Origin of the sequence: Stutzerimonas sp. FeSN7 (assembly GCF_030263795.1) — a bacterium.
In the GTDB taxonomy this organism is placed as follows: domain Bacteria; phylum Pseudomonadota; class Gammaproteobacteria; order Pseudomonadales; family Pseudomonadaceae; genus Stutzerimonas; species Stutzerimonas stutzeri.
The window spans coordinates 575,315-591,902 of record NZ_JARPMN010000001.1; the positions used below are offsets into that span (position 1 = coordinate 575,315).

Sequence of the window (16,588 nt, forward strand, 5' to 3'; positions counted from 1 at the left end):
ATGCAGATCGACACGCTCAGCCGCCGCCTGATCGACCGCTACCAGCACGGCATGCCGCTGTGCGCCGAACCCTACCGCGCCATGGCCGAAGAACTCGGCTGCAGCGAAGGCGAGGTGCTCGCCTGCCTGGAGCGCTTGCAGGCGGCGGGCGGGCTGTCGCGTATCGGCCCGGTGTTCGAGCACAGCCGCGCCGGGGCCAGCACGCTGGTAGCGCTGGCCGTGCCCGAGGCGCGCCTGGAGCAGGTCGCGGCACGCATCAACGCCTTTCCCGAGGTCAATCACAACTACCTGCGCGAGCATCGCTACAACCTTTGGTTCGTCCTGACCGGGCCGGACCGCGCGCATATCGACCGCTTGCTCGCCGAGATCGAGGCGGACACCGGCCTCGTTCCGCTCGATCTGCCGATGCAGCAGGCCTTCCGTATCGACCTGGGCTTCCCGCTGGGAGACATCCGATGAACGCTTGTCTCGACGAACCACGGGCATTGCAGCTGCGGCGCCTGCTGGAAACCGGGTTGCCGCTGGCGGCCCGACCGTACCGTCAGCTGGCCGAGCAGATCGGCTGCAGCGAGCAGCAGGTACTCGAGCAGGTGGAACAGTGGCAACAGGTCGGACTGTTCCGCCGCGTCGGCCTGGTGCTCAAGCACCGCGCCCTGGGTTTCCGTGCCAACGCCATGCTGGTGATGGACATCCCCGATGAGCAGGTGGACGAAGTCGGCCGTCGCCTCGGCCAGGCCGCCGGCGTCAATCTCTGTTACCAGCGACCGCGTCGCCTGCCCCAGTGGCCCTACAACCTGTTCTGCATGGTGCATGGGCGCGAGCGCGAACAGGTCTGCCAGCTGATCGAGCAGCTGCTGGCCGAGCACGGCCTGAGCGGCGTGCCACACCAGCTGCTGTTCAGCACCCGCGCCTTCAAGCAGTGCGGTGGGCGTTTCGCCCCGCCGGCGCGGGAGTTTGCCCATGGATGAGCTCGATCGCCTGCTGGTCAACCGCCTGCAGCACGGTCTGCCGCTGGTGCGGCATCCCTGGGAGGCGTTGGCCGAAGAGCTGGGCAGCTCGGCTGAAACGCTGCGTCAGCGGGTCCGGGCGCTGCTCGACGATGGCACGCTGACCCGATTCGGGCCGATGTTCGATGTCGACCGCCTCGGTGGCGCCTTCACCCTGGCCGCGCTGGCGGTGCCGGAGGCGCGTTTCGACGAGGTCGCCGCGCTGCTCGAGGCGATGCCCGAGGTCGCCCACAACTACCGCCGCGAGCACCCGTGGAACATGTGGTTCGTGCTCGGCTGCGAGACCCCTGCGGGCATTGCCGAAGCCATCGCGCGCATCGAGGCGCAGACCGGCCTGACGGTGCTCAACCTGCCGAAGGAGGAAACCTTTCATGTCGGTTTGCACTTCCCTGTCTGATGAAGTCCTGGTGCGTCGCTTGGTCGAGCTGACCGAGGCCGGACTGCCGCTGGTGGCCGATCCCTGGGCCTGGCTCGCCGACGAGCTGGGGCTCGAGGTGGACGACACGCTGGCGCTGCTGCAGCGCCTGCAGGCCGAAGGGGCGATTCGGCGGATCGCCGCGGTGCCCAACCACTACCGCCTGGGTTACCGGCACAACGGCATGACCGTGTGGGATGTCGACGATGCCGAGATCGACCGTCTGGGCGCGCGGATCGGTGCCCAGCCCTTCGTCAGCCACTGCTATCGACGGCCACGCCGCGAGGGCTGGCCTTACAACCTGTTCGCCATGGTGCACGGGCGCGATGCCAGCGACATCGAGGCCTACCGCAACCAGATCCGCGCGCTGCTCGGCAGTGCCTGTCGCGCGAACGAGATGCTGGTGTCCAGTCGCATCCTGAAGAAGACCGGCCTGCGCCTGGCCGCTCAGCGCCGCGCCTGAGCCCCCGTCGGCGCTGCCGTTCGCCCTCGCCGGCAGCGCCGGCCAGCGGGTGCACAGGCCCGTTGCACAGCGGCACGATGCCCGGCGGGCGCGCCTGAAAACCGCTGGAACCCTTGCCCCGCAAGGGCTTGCGACCTCCCTTCGATCCCCCTGGAAAGCCTGACTGTTGCGTTCGGGTTTTTCTTGATTGCCATCAAGCAGGTTTCGATAGCCCCCTTCTTAAACTGGCCACGCCAAGCCATGAGGAGGCGACCATGTCCGAGACCTTCACCAAAGGGATGGCCAGGAATATTTACTTCGGAGGAAGCGTGTTCTTCTTCCTGGTATTCCTCGGCCTCACTTACCACACAGAGCAGACTTTCCCCGAACGAACCAATGCATCGGAGATGACCGAGGCGGTGGTTCGCGGCAAGGCGGTCTGGGAAAACAACAACTGCATCGGCTGCCACAGCCTGCTGGGTGAAGGCGCCTACTTCGCGCCGGAGCTGGGCAACGTGTTCGTCCGCCGGGGTGGTGAGGAGGCCTTCAAGCCCTTCCTGCACGCCTGGATGAAGGCTCAGCCACTCGGCGCCCCCGGACGCCGCGCGATGCCGCAATTCAATCTGACCGAGCAGCAAGTTGACGATATGGCGGAGTTCCTCAAGTGGACTTCGAAGATCGACACCAACAACTGGCCGCCAAACAAGGAAGGTTGAGTGATGAACGTCTTTGTTTCCGAATTCAAAGGAGGGCCACGAGATGGGCATCATTAACCCGCATCTCAAATTCCAATCGCAGGCGGTCGCCAAACCCTACTTCGTGTTTGCACTGATCCTGTTCGTCGGTCAGATCCTGTTCGGTCTGATCATGGGGCTGCAGTACGTGGTGGGCGACTTCCTGTTCCCGCTGCTGCCGTTCAACGTGGCGCGGATGGTGCACACCAACCTGCTGATCGTCTGGTTGCTGTTCGGCTTCATGGGCGCGGCCTACTACCTCATCCCCGAGGAAGCGGACCGTGAACTGCACAGCCCGAAACTGGCCATCATCCTGTTCTGGGTGTTCGCCGCCGCCGGCGTGCTGACCATTCTCGGTTACCTGTTCGTGCCCTATGCGGGCCTGGCGGAAATGACCAAGAACGAGCTGCTGCCGACCATGGGGCGCGAGTTCCTGGAGCAGCCGACGATCACCAAGATCGGCATCGTGATCGTGGCGCTGGGCTTCCTCTACAACATCGGCATGACCATGCTCAAGGGTCGCAAGACCGTGGTCAGCACGGTGATGATGACCGGTCTGATCGGCCTCGCGGTGTTCTTCCTGTTCTCCTTCTACAACCCGGAGAACCTGGCGCGCGACAAGTACTACTGGTGGTTCGTCGTGCACCTGTGGGTGGAAGGCGTGTGGGAACTGATCATGGGTTCGATGCTGGCCTTCGTCCTGATCAAGATCACCGGCGTGGATCGCGAAGTGGTCGAGAAGTGGCTCTACGTGATCATCGCCATGGCGCTGATCACCGGCATCATCGGCACCGGCCACCACTTCTTCTGGATCGGCGCACCGACCGTGTGGCTGTGGCTGGGCTCGATCTTCTCCGCCCTTGAGCCGCTGCCGTTCTTCGCCATGGTGCTGTTCGCCCTGAACATGGTGAACCGTCGTCGCCGCGAACACCCGAACAAGGCCGCCTCGCTGTGGGCCATCGGCACCACCGTGACCGCCTTCCTCGGCGCCGGTGTATGGGGCTTCCTGCACACCCTGGCCCCGGTGAACTACTACACCCACGGTTCGCAGCTGACCGCTGCGCATGGTCACCTGGCCTTCTACGGCGCCTACGCGATGATCGTGATGACCATGATCAGCTATGCCATGCCGCGTCTGCGTGGCCTGGGCGAAGCACCGGATGCACGGGCACAGCGCGTCGAGGTCTGGGGCTTCTGGCTGATGACCCTGTCCATGGTCGCCATCACCCTGTTCCTGACTGCTGCCGGCGTGGTGCAGGTCTGGCTGCAACGCATCCCTGCCGATGGCGCCGCCATGTCCTTCATGGCGACTGCCGACCAGCTGGCCATCTTCTTCTGGCTGCGCCTGGTCGCCGGGGTGTTCTTCCTGATCGGTCTGGTCTGCTACCTGTACAGCTTCCGCCAGCGCGGTCGAGTACCGGTCGCAGCAGCGGCAGCCGCCGCGGCCTGAGACGGTTCGCAATGAGCATCGACGGCCCGGCTGGTAATAGCGGGCCGTTTTGCGTTCCAACTGCCAGCACGGAGTAACCCGCCATGGCCTTTACCATCGAAGTGGAAGAGTGGGTCGGCAGTGTCTGGCACCGCTTCATCACCCGTCGCGCCAGCCCGGACTTTCCCGAGGCACGAGTGGAACTTGAGAGCATGCAGCGGCCGCTGTCGCTGCTGTTCCGCGCCATGGGCGGCGCCAGCGGCGTGGGTGTCGAGGCCGCCAGCGCGCGTGACATGCTCGTGCGGCGCAACCTGCTGCAGCAGGTCGCCGGCACCTGCAAGCAACTGCCGGTGGCCTGGTGCGACGCCAGCAACCTGCGGCTGCCACAGAGCCTGGCGGTGTACCCGGAAGTCTCGCTGAACCAGGACCTGTATCGCTGGCTGGCGCTGCTCGCCGCGCAGGCGGGGCAGATGCGCCATTGGGCGCGGGACAACCAGCGCTGGACCCAGGCCATCCTCGAGCAGTTCCCGGCCATGCGTGCGCGTTACCGGCGCCTGGTCGAGGCTCATCTGCAGTTGCGCCCGGACCCGAGCCAGCTGCCCAAGGCCGAGGCCGCACTGGAACGCGCGCTGTGCCAGGCGCTGCGTGAACCGGGCAGCGTCAGCCAGTTCCCGCGTAGCGAGCGCGCGCCCTGGCCATTGCCGCTGTGGCTGTATCCGGCGGACAACCTCGGTGAACCCCAGGCCGCGCAGCGCGCCGAGGAAGGCGAGGGCAATCTGGAAACCCCGCCCGGTGGCGAGTCGCGCCAGCGCAAGCGGGCTCGGCGGGTCGAGGAAAGCTCGAGCAAGGGCGGCCTGCTGCTGTTCCGTCTGGAAAACCTGTTCAGCTGGTCCGAGCATATCGAGCTGGATCGCTGCGGCGACGATACCGAGGATCTGGACGCGGCCCGTGTCGCCGAGGATCTCGACGAACTGGCTCTGTCGCGTCAGCGCATGCGTCAGGGCGGCGGCCTGAAGCTGGACCTGGACCTGCCGGCCGCGGACTTCGACGATGTGCCGCTGGGTGAGGGCATCAAGCTGCCCGAATGGGATTATCGCAAGCAATGCCTGCAGAAGGACTTCGTCAACCTGCAGCTGATGCTGCCCCGTGGCGCCGAGGCGAAGCCGCTGCCGCTGCACCTGTCGCCCCTGGCGCGGCGCCTGCGCCGGCAGTTCGAACATCTGCGCAACGACCGCCAGTGGCTGCGCCAGCAACCCCAGGGTTCCGAGCTGGACATGCAGGCCTGGCTCGATTTTCACGTCGAGCGGCAGAACGGCCAGTGCGCCGAGCGCGGCCTGTTCATGGAACAGCGGCAGAATCGCCGCGACCTGGCCTGTCTGCTGCTGGCCGACCTGTCGATGTCCACCGATGCGCACCTGGACAACGAGCACCGGGTGATCGACGTGGTGACCGACAGCCTGCTGCTGTTCGGCGAGGCGCTGTCGGCGGTGGGCGATCCCTTTGCGCTGTACGGCTTCTCCTCGCTGCGCCGCCAGCAGGTGCGCATGCAGGAGCTGAAGAGCTTCCGCCAGCCCTACGGCGACGAGACCCGCGGGCGCATCCAGGCGCTCAAGCCCGGTTACTACACCCGCATGGGCGCGGCCATCCGCCAGGCCACCGAGCTGCTTGGTGCCTGCAAGCAGCGGCGCAAGCTGTTGCTGCTGGTCACCGACGGCAAGCCGAATGACCTGGACCTCTATGAAGGTCGCTACGGCGTCGAGGATACCCGTCAGGCCGTCATGGAAGCGCGCAAGCAGGGGCTGCTGCCGTTCTGCATCACCATCGACCGCGAAGCCGGCGACTACCTGCCGTACATGTTCGGCGCCAACGGCTACACCCTGATCAAGGAGCCACAGCAGCTGCCGTTCCGCCTGCCGCAGTTGTACAAGCAGCTGACCCAGCCGTAGGCGGGCAATGGCGGATATCGTGTTGCGCAGCCGCCGCGGTTCTGTATTGCAGGACGGTAGGGTGGATGTAGCTTTTCACGTCCACCGAGCAGCCGCTCGGTGGATGGCCATTCCGTGAATTGGTGGCGCGGTCCATCCTGCGACCGACGGGGTTCGTTGGCCGGGCGGCGCGCGTGGCATGTAGGGTGGATGGCGCTGTTCACGCCCGCGGCGCACCGTTCGTGGGGAGCGGTTAAGCGTGATTCGCCCTGGCGATCAGAACAGATAACGCGGCAGCCAGACGATCATCACCGCGCAGAAGATGCTGAGGGCGATGCAGAACCAGAGGAAACGCCGTTGGCGGCGTTCCGGGGCGCCATCGGCGTGTTCCGGCAGGGGCATGCCGCAGTTGCTGCATTCGGCGTCCCCCGGCGGATTGTCTTGCTGGCAGTACAGGCACTTGGGCATGTGGTGCTCCTCCTCGCCAGCAAAGCCTGACACGCTGCTCGCGCCGTCGACTTTGATGGCGATCAACTCACTCGAACTGCTCGAGCCGCTGGCGATCGAGGATGGCGATCTGCCGACCTTCCTGGGTGATGATGCCCTCGTCGATCAGTCGGCGGATGATCCGTGAGAACGTCTCCGGCTGGATCGACAGGTGCCCGGCCACCAGCTGCTTGGCCATCGGCAGTTCGAAGCTGTTGCTGTCGTCCTTCACCCGCGCCAGTTGCGTCAGCAGATAGCGCACCACGCGGTGAGTGGCGTTCTTCAGCGACAGCGTCTCGATCTCGTTGATGCGCTGGTGCAGGCGCACGCAGAGCTTGCCGAGCAGGGCGAACGTCAGTCGCTGGTTGGCCTCCAGCAGACGCATGTAGGCAGCGTTCGAGAAGCGGTAGACCTGCGACGGGCAGACCGCCTGGGCCGAGGCGACGTAGTTGGGCGTGTCCATCAGCATCATGGCTTCGGCGAAGGTCTGGCGGTTGCCGATCACCTCGAAGACCTTTTCCTGGCCGTCCGGTGTCAGGCGGTAGACCTTCACCGCACCGGAGATGACGAAGTAGAAGTTGTGTGCCGGCTCGCCCTGATGGAACAGGTTGTCGCCCTTGTCCAGGTTGAGCAGCTGGCTGGCATTGAGCAGTTCTTCCATCTGCTCTTCGTTGAGCGGTTCGAACAGGTGATGGCTGCGGAGGATCTGGTGGTGTACGCGGTGAAGCACCATGCAAGGCGTCCTGTTTCAATTGAACAACAACAAACGTCGGGCTTCAGCCTAGCGCAAGTGCTGGGCGATGGCGCAGGCCAGACCTTGATGACGGTCAAGGTCTGGCCAATAGGTCGTGTCGCCGCGGCGTGGGATCAGTGCAGACGGGCGACGAAACCGTCACGCCAGAGCGGCTCGGCGAACAGCTGCGGGTAGCGCTCCAGCGCCTCGACGAGGCGTTGCAGGCCCTGCTCGCGCTGGTCGGCTTCGGATAACGCCTCGGCGCCCCTGAGCAGGTCGATGAGCAGACCGTGCAGCGCGGCATCGGCGGCTTCCGGCAGTTTGCAGTCGGCAATGAGGTAGCTGGTCGCTGCCTCGATGTCGCGCTGCAGATCGGCGGCGGCTTCGTCACCGATCGGCTGGCCCGGGGCGTCCGGCAGGCTGCGCTGGACCGCTTCGTGGATGCGGGTCATGCCCTCGCGCAGGGCCTCGTCGGTGCTCCAGCGCGCACCCGGCGGGGGCTCGCTGATCATTGCCTGGCCGTGCGGGCCATGATCGTGGGCCATCGCCGCCTGCGCGGTACTGGCCACCATGCTGAGCGCGAAGCCGCTGGCCGCGGCGACGATGGAGGCCATGGCCATGCCCCAGGCGAGCGGTTGCAGGTACTGTTTCATGGCTGCCGCACCTCGATGGTTTGAGCGTCGTCTGCGCTGGCCGCGAGCGGCGCTTCGGCGTTGCGGAACAGCACGTTGTTCTCCAGGTGGATGTGCTGCATCAGGTCGCTGCGCATTTCCTCCAACCCGCGGTACAGCGCGCGCCAGGTATTGCAGGCGTTGGCCGGCGGCGTGATGTCGTTGGTCAGTGCGGCCAGTCGTTCCAGCGCGTTGCCGTGCTCCTGATGCTCGTAGCGCATCACCGAGATCGGCCCCTGGGCCTGCGGGAAACGCATGCCGCGCTGCAGCATGGGGAACAGAACCTGCTCCTCCTTGAGCATGTGGCTTTCAAGCTCCTGCTGCATGTGCCACAGGTGCTGGGCGAGTCCGTTGGGACATTCGGGGCGGCTGCCATGAACCTGCTCGACCCGGCTGGCCAGGCGGATCAGCTCGGGGAACTGGTCACGGTGACGTTCGTGGAAGCGCGCCACCAGGTAGTCGATCAGCTCGCCCGCGGGCACGTTGCGCCAGTCCCGTTGCGCTTCCTCAGGCTCGAGGGCGAGCAGCGCCTCGGCGATGATCTGGGGCTCGACGCCGATACGCCGTGCGGCCTCGCCCAGCGAGAGATCGCCGCCGCAGCAGAAGTCCAGGCGATAGTGGCGGAAGACGCGGGTGGCTCCCGGCAGCGAGCAGGCGAGGTTGCCGAGGGTCTGGTCGATAAGGTCTGTGCTCATGACAACGTTCCTGATGGACGATGACCGAGCCATCGCAACAGGCGTGCCATCGCTGGAGGCACCGAAAATCGCCAACTGCAGCACGCCGCTGGTGAAAATTACCCGTGCAGGTTATGGTTCGGAAAACCTTGAGGGTAACTAGAACCATGATGGCTGATGCCCTGCTCGCCGACCTGACCACCGAACTGCCCAACGCCGTGCGCCTGCAGCGCCTCGTGCACACCTTGCACCAGCATTTTCGCTGCGGCGCAGTGGTGCTGCTGCGGCTGGACGAGGACAGCCTGCGTCCGCTGGCGGCGGTCGGTCTGGTACAGGAGGCGCTCGGCCGGCGCTTCGTCGTTGCCCAGCACCCGCGGCTGGCGGCGATCCTCTCGCAACGCGAGCCGACCTGGTTCGAGCCTGACAGTCGCCTGCCCGACCCCTACGACGGCCTGCTCGACGCGCATGTCGGCGAACCCCTGCCGGTGCACGACTGCATGGGCGTCAGCCTCTACGTCGAGGGCAAGCTGTGGGGCGCGCTGACCCTCGATGCCTTGCATGCCGGCACCTTCGACGATGCGGCCCGCTGCGACCTGCGGCGTTTCACCCTGGTGATCGAGGCCGCCGTGCGGGTGACCCGTCTGGAACATGAGAACCGCGGCCTGCGCCTGGCGCGCAGCGATGTGCTGGAGTCCTCGGTGGAGCACGGCGAGGGTGAGATTCTCGGCCAGAGCGAGGCGATCCGCGAGCTGCTGCGCGAGCTGCAGGTGGTGGCCGACTCCGAGCTGCCGGTGCTGCTGCTGGGCGAAACCGGGGTCGGCAAGGAGCTGTTCGCGCGCTGGCTGCATCGGCATTCCCGCCGGCGCAACAAGCCGCTGGTGCACGTCAATTGCGCGGCGCTGCCGGAGTCGCTGGCCGAGAGCGAGCTGTTCGGGCACGTCAAGGGCGCCTTCTCCGGCGCCACCACCGACCGTCCGGGGCGGTTCGATGCCGCCAACGGCGGCACGCTGCTGCTCGACGAGGTCGGCGAACTGCCGCTGACGGTGCAGGCCAAGCTGCTGCGCACCCTGCAGAACGGCGAGATCCAGCGCCTGGGCGCGGACAAGCCGCGGCAGGTGGATGTGCGCATCATCGCGGCGACCAACCGAAACCTGCGCGACAGTGTGCGCGACGGGCATTTCCGCGCCGACCTCTATCACCGGCTGTCGGTCTACCCGGCGCCGATCCCGCCGCTGCGCGAGCGTGGCAATGACGTACTGATCCTCGCCGGGCATTTTCTCGAACTCAACCGCGCGCGCCTGGGGCTGCGCAGCATGCGCCTGTCGCCGGCGGCCGAGCGCGCGCTGCTGGCCTACTCCTGGCCGGGCAACGTGCGCGAACTGGAACACGTGGTCAGCCGCGCGGCCCTGCGCCTGCTCAGCCGGGGCGCCTCGCGCAGCGAGATTCTCACCCTGGAGCCCGAGCTGCTGGATCTGGACAGCCATGTCGCGGGCACGGAAGCGCCAGCGCCGACCGAGCAGCCTGTGGCAGTCGACGAGATACTGCCGTTGCGCCAGACGGTGGACGCGGCGCAGCGCCGGGCCATCGTCTACGCCCTGGAGGCTTCCGGCGAGAACTGGGCGCAGGCCGCGCGGCTGCTGGATGTCGACCCGAGCAACCTGCACAAGCTGGCGCGGCGGCTGAAGCTCAAGTAGCGCCTGTCGGCCGGTCGAGGACGCCTGTGGCCGGCTATGGTCTAACCTCAGGTCATCACTCGAGGAACGCCCAATGGCCCTGGACAACAATGAATTCAACGCCCTGCTGAACGAGGCGCAAGCCTTCGCCGAGCGCGCCGCCAGCGAGAACAACCCGCTGCATTACCGTGATGCCTTCGCCGCCAGCCTCAAGGCCATGCGCCTGCTCGGCGAAGAGTCCGGTGCCTGGCGGCAGATGGTCGCCCGCGCCACCGAGGAATTCGAGGGTGACGAGGGCATCTGAGAGCCCCGCTCTGCGCCGGCGGCCGTGCGGTCGGCGCGGATTTTCCGCTGCATTTCGTCGCAGTCGCGACGTCCGGTCAATCTTGACCCCTATCAATGCTGGCCACTGGTCAGCTGCCTAGACTGCCGGCTGTTTTCCGTTCAGCCGAACGACCGCTGCGCTGTTTGCGCGGCGCGCATGTACCCGAATGTCTAGGAGTTGTCATGCACCTGGTCTGCCCGGCAGGAAGCCTGCCCGCGCTCAAGGCCGCCGTCCAGCAGGGCGCCGATGCCATCTACGTCGGATTTCGCGACGACACCAACGCCCGCCATTTCGCCGGCCTCAATCTTGACGAAAAGCAGCTGGACAAGGGCCTGCAGCTGATCCGTGAAAAGGGGCGGCAGCTGTACATCGCCGTCAATACCTATGCCCAGCCGGAAGGTTGGAATCGCTGGCAGCGCGCCGTCGATCAGGCCGCCGACATGGGCGTCGATGCGCTGATCGCCGCCGATCCCGGCGTGCTGGGCTATGCCAGCAAGCGCCACCCCAAGCTGAAGCTGCACCTGTCGGTACAGGGCTCGGCCACCAATGCCGCGGCGCTGGGTTTCTATCAGCAGCGCTACGGCATCAGCCGCGCGGTGCTGCCGCGGGTGCTCTCGCTCAAGCAGGTCAAGCAGGTCGCCGCGAGCAGTCCGGTGCCGATCGAGGTGTTCGCCTTTGGCAGCCTGTGCATCATGGCCGAGGGGCGTTGCCATCTGTCTTCATATCTCACCGGCGAGTCGCCCAACCTCTGCGGCGTCTGCTCGCCGGCCAAGGCGGTGCGCTGGAGCGAGGAGCCTGAGGGGCTGACCTCGCGCCTGAACAACGTGCTCATCGACCGCTACGCCGCAGGCGAATCGGCCGGTTACCCGACGCTGTGCAAGGGTCGCTTCATGGTCAACGGCCAACGCTTCCATGCGCTGGAGGAACCGACCAGCCTGAATACCCTGGACCTGATCCCGGAGCTTTCCGCCATCGGCGTCACCGCGATGAAGATCGAGGGGCGCCAACGCAGCCCGGCCTACGTCGAGCAGGTCACCCGGGTCTGGCGCGCGGCGCTGGACAGCTACCTCAAGGCACCGCAGCGCTATGCGGTCGAACCCGGCTGGCGGCAGGTACTGGATGGCCTTTCCGAAGGCTCGCAGACCACCCTGGGTGCCTACCACCGAGCCTGGCAATGAACGAGGAGCCACGCATGAAACTCTCTCTCGGCCCGGTGCTGTTCTACTGGGATCGCCAGCAGACACTGGATTTCTACGCGAACATGGCGGAACAGCCACTGGACGTGATCTACCTCGGCGAAACGGTGTGCTCCAAGCGCCGCGCCATGATGCTCGACGACTGGCTGGGGCTGGCCCGCGACCTGGCCGAAGCCTCGTCGGCGCAACTGGTCCTGTCCGGTCTGACGCTGGTCGAGGCCGCCTCCGAGCTGTCCAGCCTGCGCCGCCTGTGCGACAACGGCGAGCTGCTGGTGGAGGCCAACGACATGGGCGCAGTGCAGCTGATGTCCGAGCGCAAGCTGCCCTTCGTCGGCGGCCCGGCGCTCAACCTCTACAACGGCCACGCCCTGGCCGAGCTGGTGGCCAGCGGCATGAGCCGCTGGGTGCCGCCGGTGGAAGCCTCCGGCAAGCTGATCAAGAGCGCCCGCGCGCAACTGCAGGAACTGGGCGTGGCGCTGCCGGAAATCGAAATCTTCGCCTACGGGCACTTGCCACTGGCCTATTCGGCGCGCTGCTTCACCGCGCGAGCCGAGAACCGGCCCAAGGACGATTGCCAGTTCTGCTGCCAGAACTACCCCGAGGGCATCCCGCTGCTCAGCCAGGAAGGCGAGGCGCTGTTCACCATCAATGGCATCCAGACCATGTCCGCTTCGGTCAGCAACCTGCTCGCCGACTATCAGGGGCTGGTGGACAGCGGCGCCGACCTGCTGCGCCTGAGCCCGCGGGCCGCCGGCATGGAGGAGGTGATCGGCGCCTTCGACGCGGTGCGCAAGGGCGCGCTGCCGCCCCTGGCGGTGGATGGTTGCAATGGTTATTGGCATGGCCAGCCGGGCATGCTGCGTGCCGAGGAGGCCGGTTTATGCTGAATCCGCGTGCCCATCTGGTGAATCTCGGCGGCCGTCTGTTGCCACTGGCGGCGAAAACGCCATTCCTGCTCCAGCGCCTGGCGCTGGAGCGCAGCCTGAATCAGGTATTCGCCGAGGCTTTGAACGACGGGGCCTTCGATGTGCTTGATGGCCATTGGATGAAGCTCGAGGTTGCCGATCTGGGGCTCGCCTGGTGCCTGACCTGCGAGCGCGGCAAGCTGCGCATCGCGGCGCAGGCGCCGGTCGAGGTGACCATCCGCGGCAACTGGCGCGAGTTCCTCTTGCTGGCCAGCCGTCAGGAAGACCCGGACACCCTGTTCTTCCGCCGCCGGTTGGTCATCGAAGGGGATACCGAGCTGGGCCTGGCGATCAAGAACCTGATCGACAGCCTCGACCCGGACACCCTGCCGAGCTGGCTGTGGAAGCTGCTGCAGGGCGCGGGAGAGGAGGTGGCCGCGGCCAATCGGGCGCAGGCGGCAAACGCCTGATCGAGGCACCCAAGCCGGAGCGCTGCGAATCACAGGCGCTTCTGCTCGTTGGCACGAACGGTGGCGTCGGCCCACCTGCAAACCGTGATCTCGTTGCGCGGCCCGGATTGATCGGGCCAGCGTCAGCTTCGGCAGATGTCACACGGCGCGCATCTGCATGCGGTCGCTGGCGATGATCTGTTTCATGTCCTCGAACAGCGCCGCGATCTCTTCCTCGCTGCAGTCCTCCCGATACCGCTTGCGCAGGCCGTAGCTGCTGAGGGTGATGTGCACGTCGGGCATCACGCCGTGCTGTGCCAGGCAGGCGCGGGCGCAGTGCATCGGGCAGCCGTCGATGGCCAGGATCGGTCGCCCGGAGTTGGCCTTCTTCACCAGCGCCGCGACGCGGCCGCCGACGCCGGCGATGCAGGACATTTCCGCGAGCCCGGCGCGGTCGAGGCGCACGGCCAGGGTGTTGGCCAGCTGGGCGACGTTCGAGCAGCCGGAACAGGAATAGACCAGGGGGATGGGGGTGACGGTCATCGCGCGCTCCCGGCAGTGGGGTGGGTTGGCGGGCGGACATGCCGCGGGTCATTCGTCATAGGCGGCCAGCTTGCGGTTGTCGAGGATCTCGATGCGCCGACGCTGTACGGAAATGGTTCCGGCGTCGATCAGTCGATGCAGGATGCGCGAGAAGGTTTCCGGCTGGATGCCCAGCTTCGAAGCGATCAGCCGTTTCGGCACATCGAGCACCACCACGCCGCTGTCGTCCTGCTGCGACTGCGCGAGAAAGCGCACCACCCGATGGCTGGCGTTGGCCAGGGTCAGGGTGTCGATCTCGGTCATGCGCTGGTGCAGACGGATGCTGAGGGTGGCGAGGATGTCCAGGCAGATGTCCGGCTGCTGTTCGAGGATGCGTCGGTAGTGGGGCCCGTTCAGGCTTGCCACCAGGCTGGCCTTGAGGGCGGTGGCGCTGACCGGATAGCAGGGCGTGCCCTTGAACAGCAGTGCCTCGGCGAACGACTCACCGGCGCGCATCACTTCCACCAGCTTCTCCTGACCGTCGCAGACCACCCGATGCAGCTTGATCTGGCCACTGAAGAGGAAATAGAAACGGTCGGCCTTGTCGCCCTGGTGAAACAGCGAGGCTCCGGCCGGCAGGCGCTTGAGGTTGGCCGAAGCGCATACCTCCTGCAGCGCGGCGTCCGGCAGCCGGCTGAACAGATGATGGCGGCGTAGCTCCGCTACCAGGGTCTTTTCGGTGAGCATGGTTCCTCCCCCGGGCTGGGCCGGGTCTTATCTGGCTGCATCCTAGGAGCGCCGCCGCGGGAGGTTCCTTGATCAGGGACAAGTCTGCGCGTCACGCAGGGTCGATGCCGTTCGCCAGCCAGCCGCTCGGGCTTGACGATGGTCAATTCGACAATGGATTTCCACCGCTAAAGTCACACCATATTGTGGTTTGCTGAAAAAAGAACACTACATATGGTTATGGAGGCGGGAATGCCCAGACAGGCAGAGGTGAACCAACCGGTCTCGCTGCGCAAGCGCGATGGCCGCTTGGCGGCGTTCGAGTTGGCCAAGATCGAGCGCGCCATTGCGGCGGCCGGGGCGGCCACGGGTGAATTCGATGCAGCGGTCGCACAGGCCCTGGCCGAGGCGGTGCGGCTGCAACTGGCCCGCCGCACGGCAGTGGAAGTCGAGCAGGTGCAGGATGCTGTCGAGCGTGCGCTGATGGCCGCCGGCCACTTCGACACGGCGCGTGCCTACATCGTCTACCGCGAGCGGCACGCCCGCCTGCGGCGTGATCGCAAGGCAGTGGTGGATGTCGCGGCCTCGATGAACGAATACCTCTCGCGTGAGGATTGGCGCGTACGGGCCAACGCCAACCAGGGCTATTCACTGGGTGGGTTGATCCTCAACGTGTCGGGCAAGGTCACCGCCAACTACTGGCTGGACGAGGTCTACAGCCCGGAGATCGGTACGGCGCACCGCGAAGGCGATCTGCATATCCACGACCTGGACATGCTCGCCGGCTACTGCGCCGGCTGGTCGCTGCGCACGCTGTTGAACGAGGGTTTCAACGGCATTCCCGGGCGAGTCGAGGCGGGCCCGCCGAAGCACCTGTCCAGCGCCCTGGGGCAGATGGTCAACTTCCTCGGCACGCTGCAGAACGAGTGGGCCGGCGCCCAGGCGTTCAGCAGCTTCGATACTTACCTCGCGCCCTTCGTGCGCAAGGACCGGCTCGGTTACGACGAGGTGCGCCAGGCGATCCAGGAGTTCATCTACAACCTCAACGTGCCGTCGCGCTGGGGCACGCAAACGCCGTTCACCAACCTGACCTTCGACTGGGTTTGCCCGGAAGACCTGCGCGAGCAGATCCCCTACATCGGCGGCGAGGAAATGCCCTTCGCCTACGGCGAGCTGCAGGCCGAGATGGAGCTGATCAACCGCGCCTACATCGAAGTCATGCAGGCCGGCGACGGCCTCGGCCGGGTGTTCACCTTCCCGATCCCGACCTACAACATCACCCACGACTTCCCCTGGGACAGCGACAACGCCGAGCGCCTGTTCGAGATGACCGCGCGCTACGGGCTGCCGTACTTCCAGAACTTCCTCAACTCGGACATGCAGCCCAACCAGGTGCGTTCCATGTGCTGCCGCCTGCAGCTGGACGTGCGCGAGCTGCTCAAGCGTGGCGGCGGATTGTTCGGCTCGGCCGAGCAAACCGGTTCGCTGGGCGTGGTGACGATCAACTGTGCGCGGCTGGGTTACCTCTACCGAGGCGACAAGGCGGCCCTGCTGGCGCAGCTGGATCGCCTGCTGGAGATGGCGCGGCAGAGCCTGGAGGTCAAGCGCAAGGTCATCCAGCAGCATATGGATGCCGGGCTCTACCCCTACACCAAGCGTTACCTCGGCACCCTGCGCAATCACTTCTCCACCATCGGCGTGAACGGCCTGCACGAGATGCTGCGCAACTTCACCGATGACGCCGAGGGGCTGCACAGCGAAGCCGGTCGCGCCCTGGCGCTTGAGGTGCTCGACCACGTGCGGGCGCGGCTGGTGCAGTTTCAGGAAGACACCGGGCACCTCTACAACCTAGAGGCGACGCCGGCGGAGGGCACCACCTATCGCTTCGCCAAAGAAGACCGCAAGCGTTTCCCGGACATCCTCCAGGCGGGTACGGCCGAGGCGCCGTACTACACCAACTCGTCGCAGCTGCCGGTGGGTTTCACTGACGATCCCTTCGAGGCGCTGGCATTGCAGGACGAACTGCAGTGCAAGTACACCGGCGGCACCGTGCTGCACCTGTACATGGCTGAGCAGATTTCCTCGGCCGAGGCCTGCAAGAAGCTGGTACGCAATGCGCTGTCGCGCTTCCGCCTGCCCTACCTGACGGTGACGCCGACCTTCTCGATCTGTCCGGTGCACGGCTATCTCGCCGGCGAGCACGAGTTCTGCCCGAAATGCGACGAGGCGCTGCTGCACAAGCAGCAGGCCGAAGCGGCCCTGGCCGTCTGATCTGC

At 66.1% G+C, this 16,588-nt stretch carries 20 protein-coding genes; 14 read left to right on the forward strand and 6 right to left on the reverse strand.

Annotation, left to right across the window (positions count from 1 at the left end; all coding sequences use genetic code 11):
• The 7 genes from P5703_RS02600 to P5703_RS02630 all read left to right on the forward strand — a co-directional run bounded on the left by P5703_RS02600 (nt 1) and on the right by P5703_RS02630 (nt 5,973).
• Nucleotides 1-459, forward strand: coding sequence for an Lrp/AsnC family transcriptional regulator (locus P5703_RS02600; protein ID WP_011914549.1), 459 nt, complete (start codon nt 1-3; stop codon nt 457-459).
• Nucleotides 456-968, forward strand: a complete 513-nt coding sequence (ahbB, locus tag P5703_RS02605) for a siroheme decarboxylase subunit beta (protein ID WP_285585464.1) — start codon at nt 456-458, stop codon at nt 966-968. Before P5703_RS02600 ends, ahbB (P5703_RS02605) begins: the two co-directional genes overlap by 4 nt.
• Complete coding sequence (locus P5703_RS02610; RefSeq protein ID WP_011914547.1) at nt 961-1,404, forward strand: Lrp/AsnC family transcriptional regulator; 444 nt, start codon at nt 961-963, stop codon at nt 1,402-1,404. Before ahbB (P5703_RS02605) ends, P5703_RS02610 begins: the two co-directional genes overlap by 8 nt.
• Nucleotides 1,379-1,885 (forward strand): siroheme decarboxylase subunit beta, encoded by a 507-nt coding sequence (gene ahbB / locus P5703_RS02615; protein ID WP_285585465.1) that lies wholly within the window; start codon nt 1,379-1,381, stop codon nt 1,883-1,885. The genes P5703_RS02610 and ahbB (P5703_RS02615) overlap by 26 nt, the downstream gene beginning before the upstream one ends.
• Before the next feature lie 254 nt (nt 1,886-2,139).
• Nucleotides 2,140-2,580: a c-type cytochrome gene (locus P5703_RS02620; RefSeq protein WP_011914545.1), complete on the forward strand. Its 441-nt coding sequence runs from the start codon at nt 2,140-2,142 to the stop codon at nt 2,578-2,580.
• Between the two features lie 43 nt (nt 2,581-2,623).
• Complete coding sequence (locus tag P5703_RS02625; protein WP_011914544.1) at nt 2,624-4,048, forward strand: cbb3-type cytochrome c oxidase subunit I; 1,425 nt, start codon at nt 2,624-2,626, stop codon at nt 4,046-4,048.
• A gap of 83 nt (nt 4,049-4,131) precedes the next feature.
• Nucleotides 4,132-5,973 carry a nitric oxide reductase activation protein NorD gene (locus P5703_RS02630; RefSeq protein WP_049340509.1) on the forward strand — a complete coding sequence of 614 codons (1,842 nt, stop codon included), beginning with the start codon at nt 4,132-4,134 and terminating at the stop codon, nt 5,971-5,973.
• A 255-nt stretch (nt 5,974-6,228) separates the two neighbouring features.
• Here the strand turns inward: P5703_RS02630 and P5703_RS02635 are convergent, their stop codons facing one another.
• The 4 genes from P5703_RS02635 to ytfE form a co-directional block, all read right to left on the reverse strand.
• On the reverse strand, nt 6,229-6,420 hold the full coding sequence (locus P5703_RS02635; protein WP_013983973.1) for a hypothetical protein: 192 nt from the start codon (nt 6,418-6,420) through the stop codon (nt 6,229-6,231).
• 67 nt (nt 6,421-6,487) lie between these two features.
• Nucleotides 6,488-7,171, reverse strand: coding sequence for a Crp/Fnr family transcriptional regulator (locus tag P5703_RS02640; RefSeq protein WP_011914541.1), 684 nt, complete (start codon nt 7,169-7,171; stop codon nt 6,488-6,490).
• A 134-nt stretch (nt 7,172-7,305) separates the two neighbouring features.
• Entirely contained in the window at nt 7,306-7,824 is a 519-nt protein-coding gene (locus P5703_RS02645; protein ID WP_285585466.1) for a DnrO protein, read from the reverse strand.
• Complete coding sequence (gene ytfE / locus P5703_RS02650) at nt 7,821-8,537, reverse strand: iron-sulfur cluster repair protein YtfE (protein ID WP_285585467.1); 717 nt, start codon at nt 8,535-8,537, stop codon at nt 7,821-7,823. The genes P5703_RS02645 and ytfE overlap by 4 nt, the downstream gene beginning before the upstream one ends.
• Between ytfE and P5703_RS02655 the strand changes: the two genes are divergently transcribed.
• The 6 genes from P5703_RS02655 (at nt 8,536) to ubiT (ending at nt 13,085) form a co-directional block, all read left to right on the forward strand.
• Complete coding sequence (locus tag P5703_RS02655) at nt 8,536-8,679, forward strand: hypothetical protein (protein WP_285585468.1); 144 nt, start codon at nt 8,536-8,538, stop codon at nt 8,677-8,679. The genes ytfE and P5703_RS02655 overlap by 2 nt on opposite strands.
• Nucleotides 8,680-8,683: 4 nt before the next feature.
• Nucleotides 8,684-10,210 (forward strand): nitric oxide reductase transcriptional regulator NorR, encoded by a 1,527-nt coding sequence (norR, locus tag P5703_RS02660; protein WP_019407064.1) that lies wholly within the window; start codon nt 8,684-8,686, stop codon nt 10,208-10,210.
• A gap of 73 nt (nt 10,211-10,283) precedes the next feature.
• On the forward strand, nt 10,284-10,493 hold the full coding sequence (locus P5703_RS02665) for a hypothetical protein (RefSeq protein WP_011914537.1): 210 nt from the start codon (nt 10,284-10,286) through the stop codon (nt 10,491-10,493).
• A 203-nt stretch (nt 10,494-10,696) separates the two neighbouring features.
• Nucleotides 10,697-11,692, forward strand: coding sequence for a ubiquinone anaerobic biosynthesis protein UbiU (gene ubiU, locus P5703_RS02670; protein WP_014597669.1), 996 nt, complete (start codon nt 10,697-10,699; stop codon nt 11,690-11,692).
• A gap of 14 nt (nt 11,693-11,706) precedes the next feature.
• Nucleotides 11,707-12,597: a U32 family peptidase gene (locus tag P5703_RS02675; protein WP_011914535.1), complete on the forward strand. Its 891-nt coding sequence runs from the start codon at nt 11,707-11,709 to the stop codon at nt 12,595-12,597.
• Nucleotides 12,591-13,085 (forward strand): ubiquinone anaerobic biosynthesis accessory factor UbiT, encoded by a 495-nt coding sequence (gene ubiT / locus P5703_RS02680; protein ID WP_014597668.1) that lies wholly within the window; start codon nt 12,591-12,593, stop codon nt 13,083-13,085. The genes P5703_RS02675 and ubiT overlap by 7 nt, the downstream gene beginning before the upstream one ends.
• 138 nt (nt 13,086-13,223) lie before the next feature.
• Here ubiT and P5703_RS02685 read toward each other — a convergent pair whose 3' ends face one another.
• Together P5703_RS02685 and P5703_RS02690 are read right to left on the reverse strand one after the other, a co-directional pair.
• Nucleotides 13,224-13,607: a putative zinc-binding protein gene (locus P5703_RS02685; RefSeq protein WP_013983966.1), complete on the reverse strand. Its 384-nt coding sequence runs from the start codon at nt 13,605-13,607 to the stop codon at nt 13,224-13,226.
• 48 nt (nt 13,608-13,655) lie between these two features.
• The gene (locus P5703_RS02690) at nt 13,656-14,333 is read right to left on the reverse strand and encodes a Crp/Fnr family transcriptional regulator (RefSeq protein WP_011914533.1); all 678 of its coding nucleotides are present in this window, start codon (nt 14,331-14,333) and stop codon (nt 13,656-13,658) included.
• Between the two features lie 231 nt (nt 14,334-14,564).
• On the opposite strand from P5703_RS02690, the gene P5703_RS02695 reads away from it, so the two are divergent.
• Nucleotides 14,565-16,583 (forward strand): ribonucleoside triphosphate reductase, encoded by a 2,019-nt coding sequence (locus P5703_RS02695; protein ID WP_011914532.1) that lies wholly within the window; start codon nt 14,565-14,567, stop codon nt 16,581-16,583.
• Nucleotides 16,584-16,588: the final 5 nt, after the last annotated feature.

Bases quoted from the DNA above. Each gene is read 5' to 3' on its own strand.
- norR (WP_019407064.1), top strand. From the start codon at position 8,684: ATGATGGCTGATGCCCTGCTCGCCGACCTGACCACCGAACTGCCCAAC.
- ytfE (WP_285585467.1), bottom strand. From the start codon at position 8,537: ATGAGCACAGACCTTATCGACCAGACCCTCGGCAACCTCGCCTGCTCG.
- ubiT (WP_014597668.1), top strand. From the start codon at position 12,591: ATGCTGAATCCGCGTGCCCATCTGGTGAATCTCGGCGGCCGTCTGTTG.
- ahbB (WP_285585464.1), top strand. From the start codon at position 456: ATGAACGCTTGTCTCGACGAACCACGGGCATTGCAGCTGCGGCGCCTG.
- P5703_RS02630 (WP_049340509.1), top strand. From the start codon at position 4,132: ATGGCCTTTACCATCGAAGTGGAAGAGTGGGTCGGCAGTGTCTGGCAC.
- P5703_RS02610 (WP_011914547.1), top strand. From the start codon at position 961: ATGGATGAGCTCGATCGCCTGCTGGTCAACCGCCTGCAGCACGGTCTG.
- P5703_RS02635 (WP_013983973.1), bottom strand. From the start codon at position 6,420: ATGCCCAAGTGCCTGTACTGCCAGCAAGACAATCCGCCGGGGGACGCC.
- P5703_RS02600 (WP_011914549.1), top strand. From the start codon at position 1: ATGCAGATCGACACGCTCAGCCGCCGCCTGATCGACCGCTACCAGCAC.
- P5703_RS02685 (WP_013983966.1), bottom strand. From the start codon at position 13,607: ATGACCGTCACCCCCATCCCCCTGGTCTATTCCTGTTCCGGCTGCTCG.
- P5703_RS02665 (WP_011914537.1), top strand. From the start codon at position 10,284: ATGGCCCTGGACAACAATGAATTCAACGCCCTGCTGAACGAGGCGCAA.
- P5703_RS02620 (WP_011914545.1), top strand. From the start codon at position 2,140: ATGTCCGAGACCTTCACCAAAGGGATGGCCAGGAATATTTACTTCGGA.
- P5703_RS02640 (WP_011914541.1), bottom strand. From the start codon at position 7,171: ATGGTGCTTCACCGCGTACACCACCAGATCCTCCGCAGCCATCACCTG.
- P5703_RS02645 (WP_285585466.1), bottom strand. From the start codon at position 7,824: ATGAAACAGTACCTGCAACCGCTCGCCTGGGGCATGGCCATGGCCTCC.
- P5703_RS02675 (WP_011914535.1), top strand. From the start codon at position 11,707: ATGAAACTCTCTCTCGGCCCGGTGCTGTTCTACTGGGATCGCCAGCAG.
- P5703_RS02625 (WP_011914544.1), top strand. From the start codon at position 2,624: ATGGGCATCATTAACCCGCATCTCAAATTCCAATCGCAGGCGGTCGCC.
- P5703_RS02695 (WP_011914532.1), top strand. From the start codon at position 14,565: ATGCCCAGACAGGCAGAGGTGAACCAACCGGTCTCGCTGCGCAAGCGC.
- P5703_RS02655 (WP_285585468.1), top strand. From the start codon at position 8,536: ATGACAACGTTCCTGATGGACGATGACCGAGCCATCGCAACAGGCGTG.
- ahbB (WP_285585465.1), top strand. From the start codon at position 1,379: ATGTCGGTTTGCACTTCCCTGTCTGATGAAGTCCTGGTGCGTCGCTTG.
- ubiU (WP_014597669.1), top strand. From the start codon at position 10,697: ATGCACCTGGTCTGCCCGGCAGGAAGCCTGCCCGCGCTCAAGGCCGCC.
- P5703_RS02690 (WP_011914533.1), bottom strand. From the start codon at position 14,333: ATGCTCACCGAAAAGACCCTGGTAGCGGAGCTACGCCGCCATCATCTG.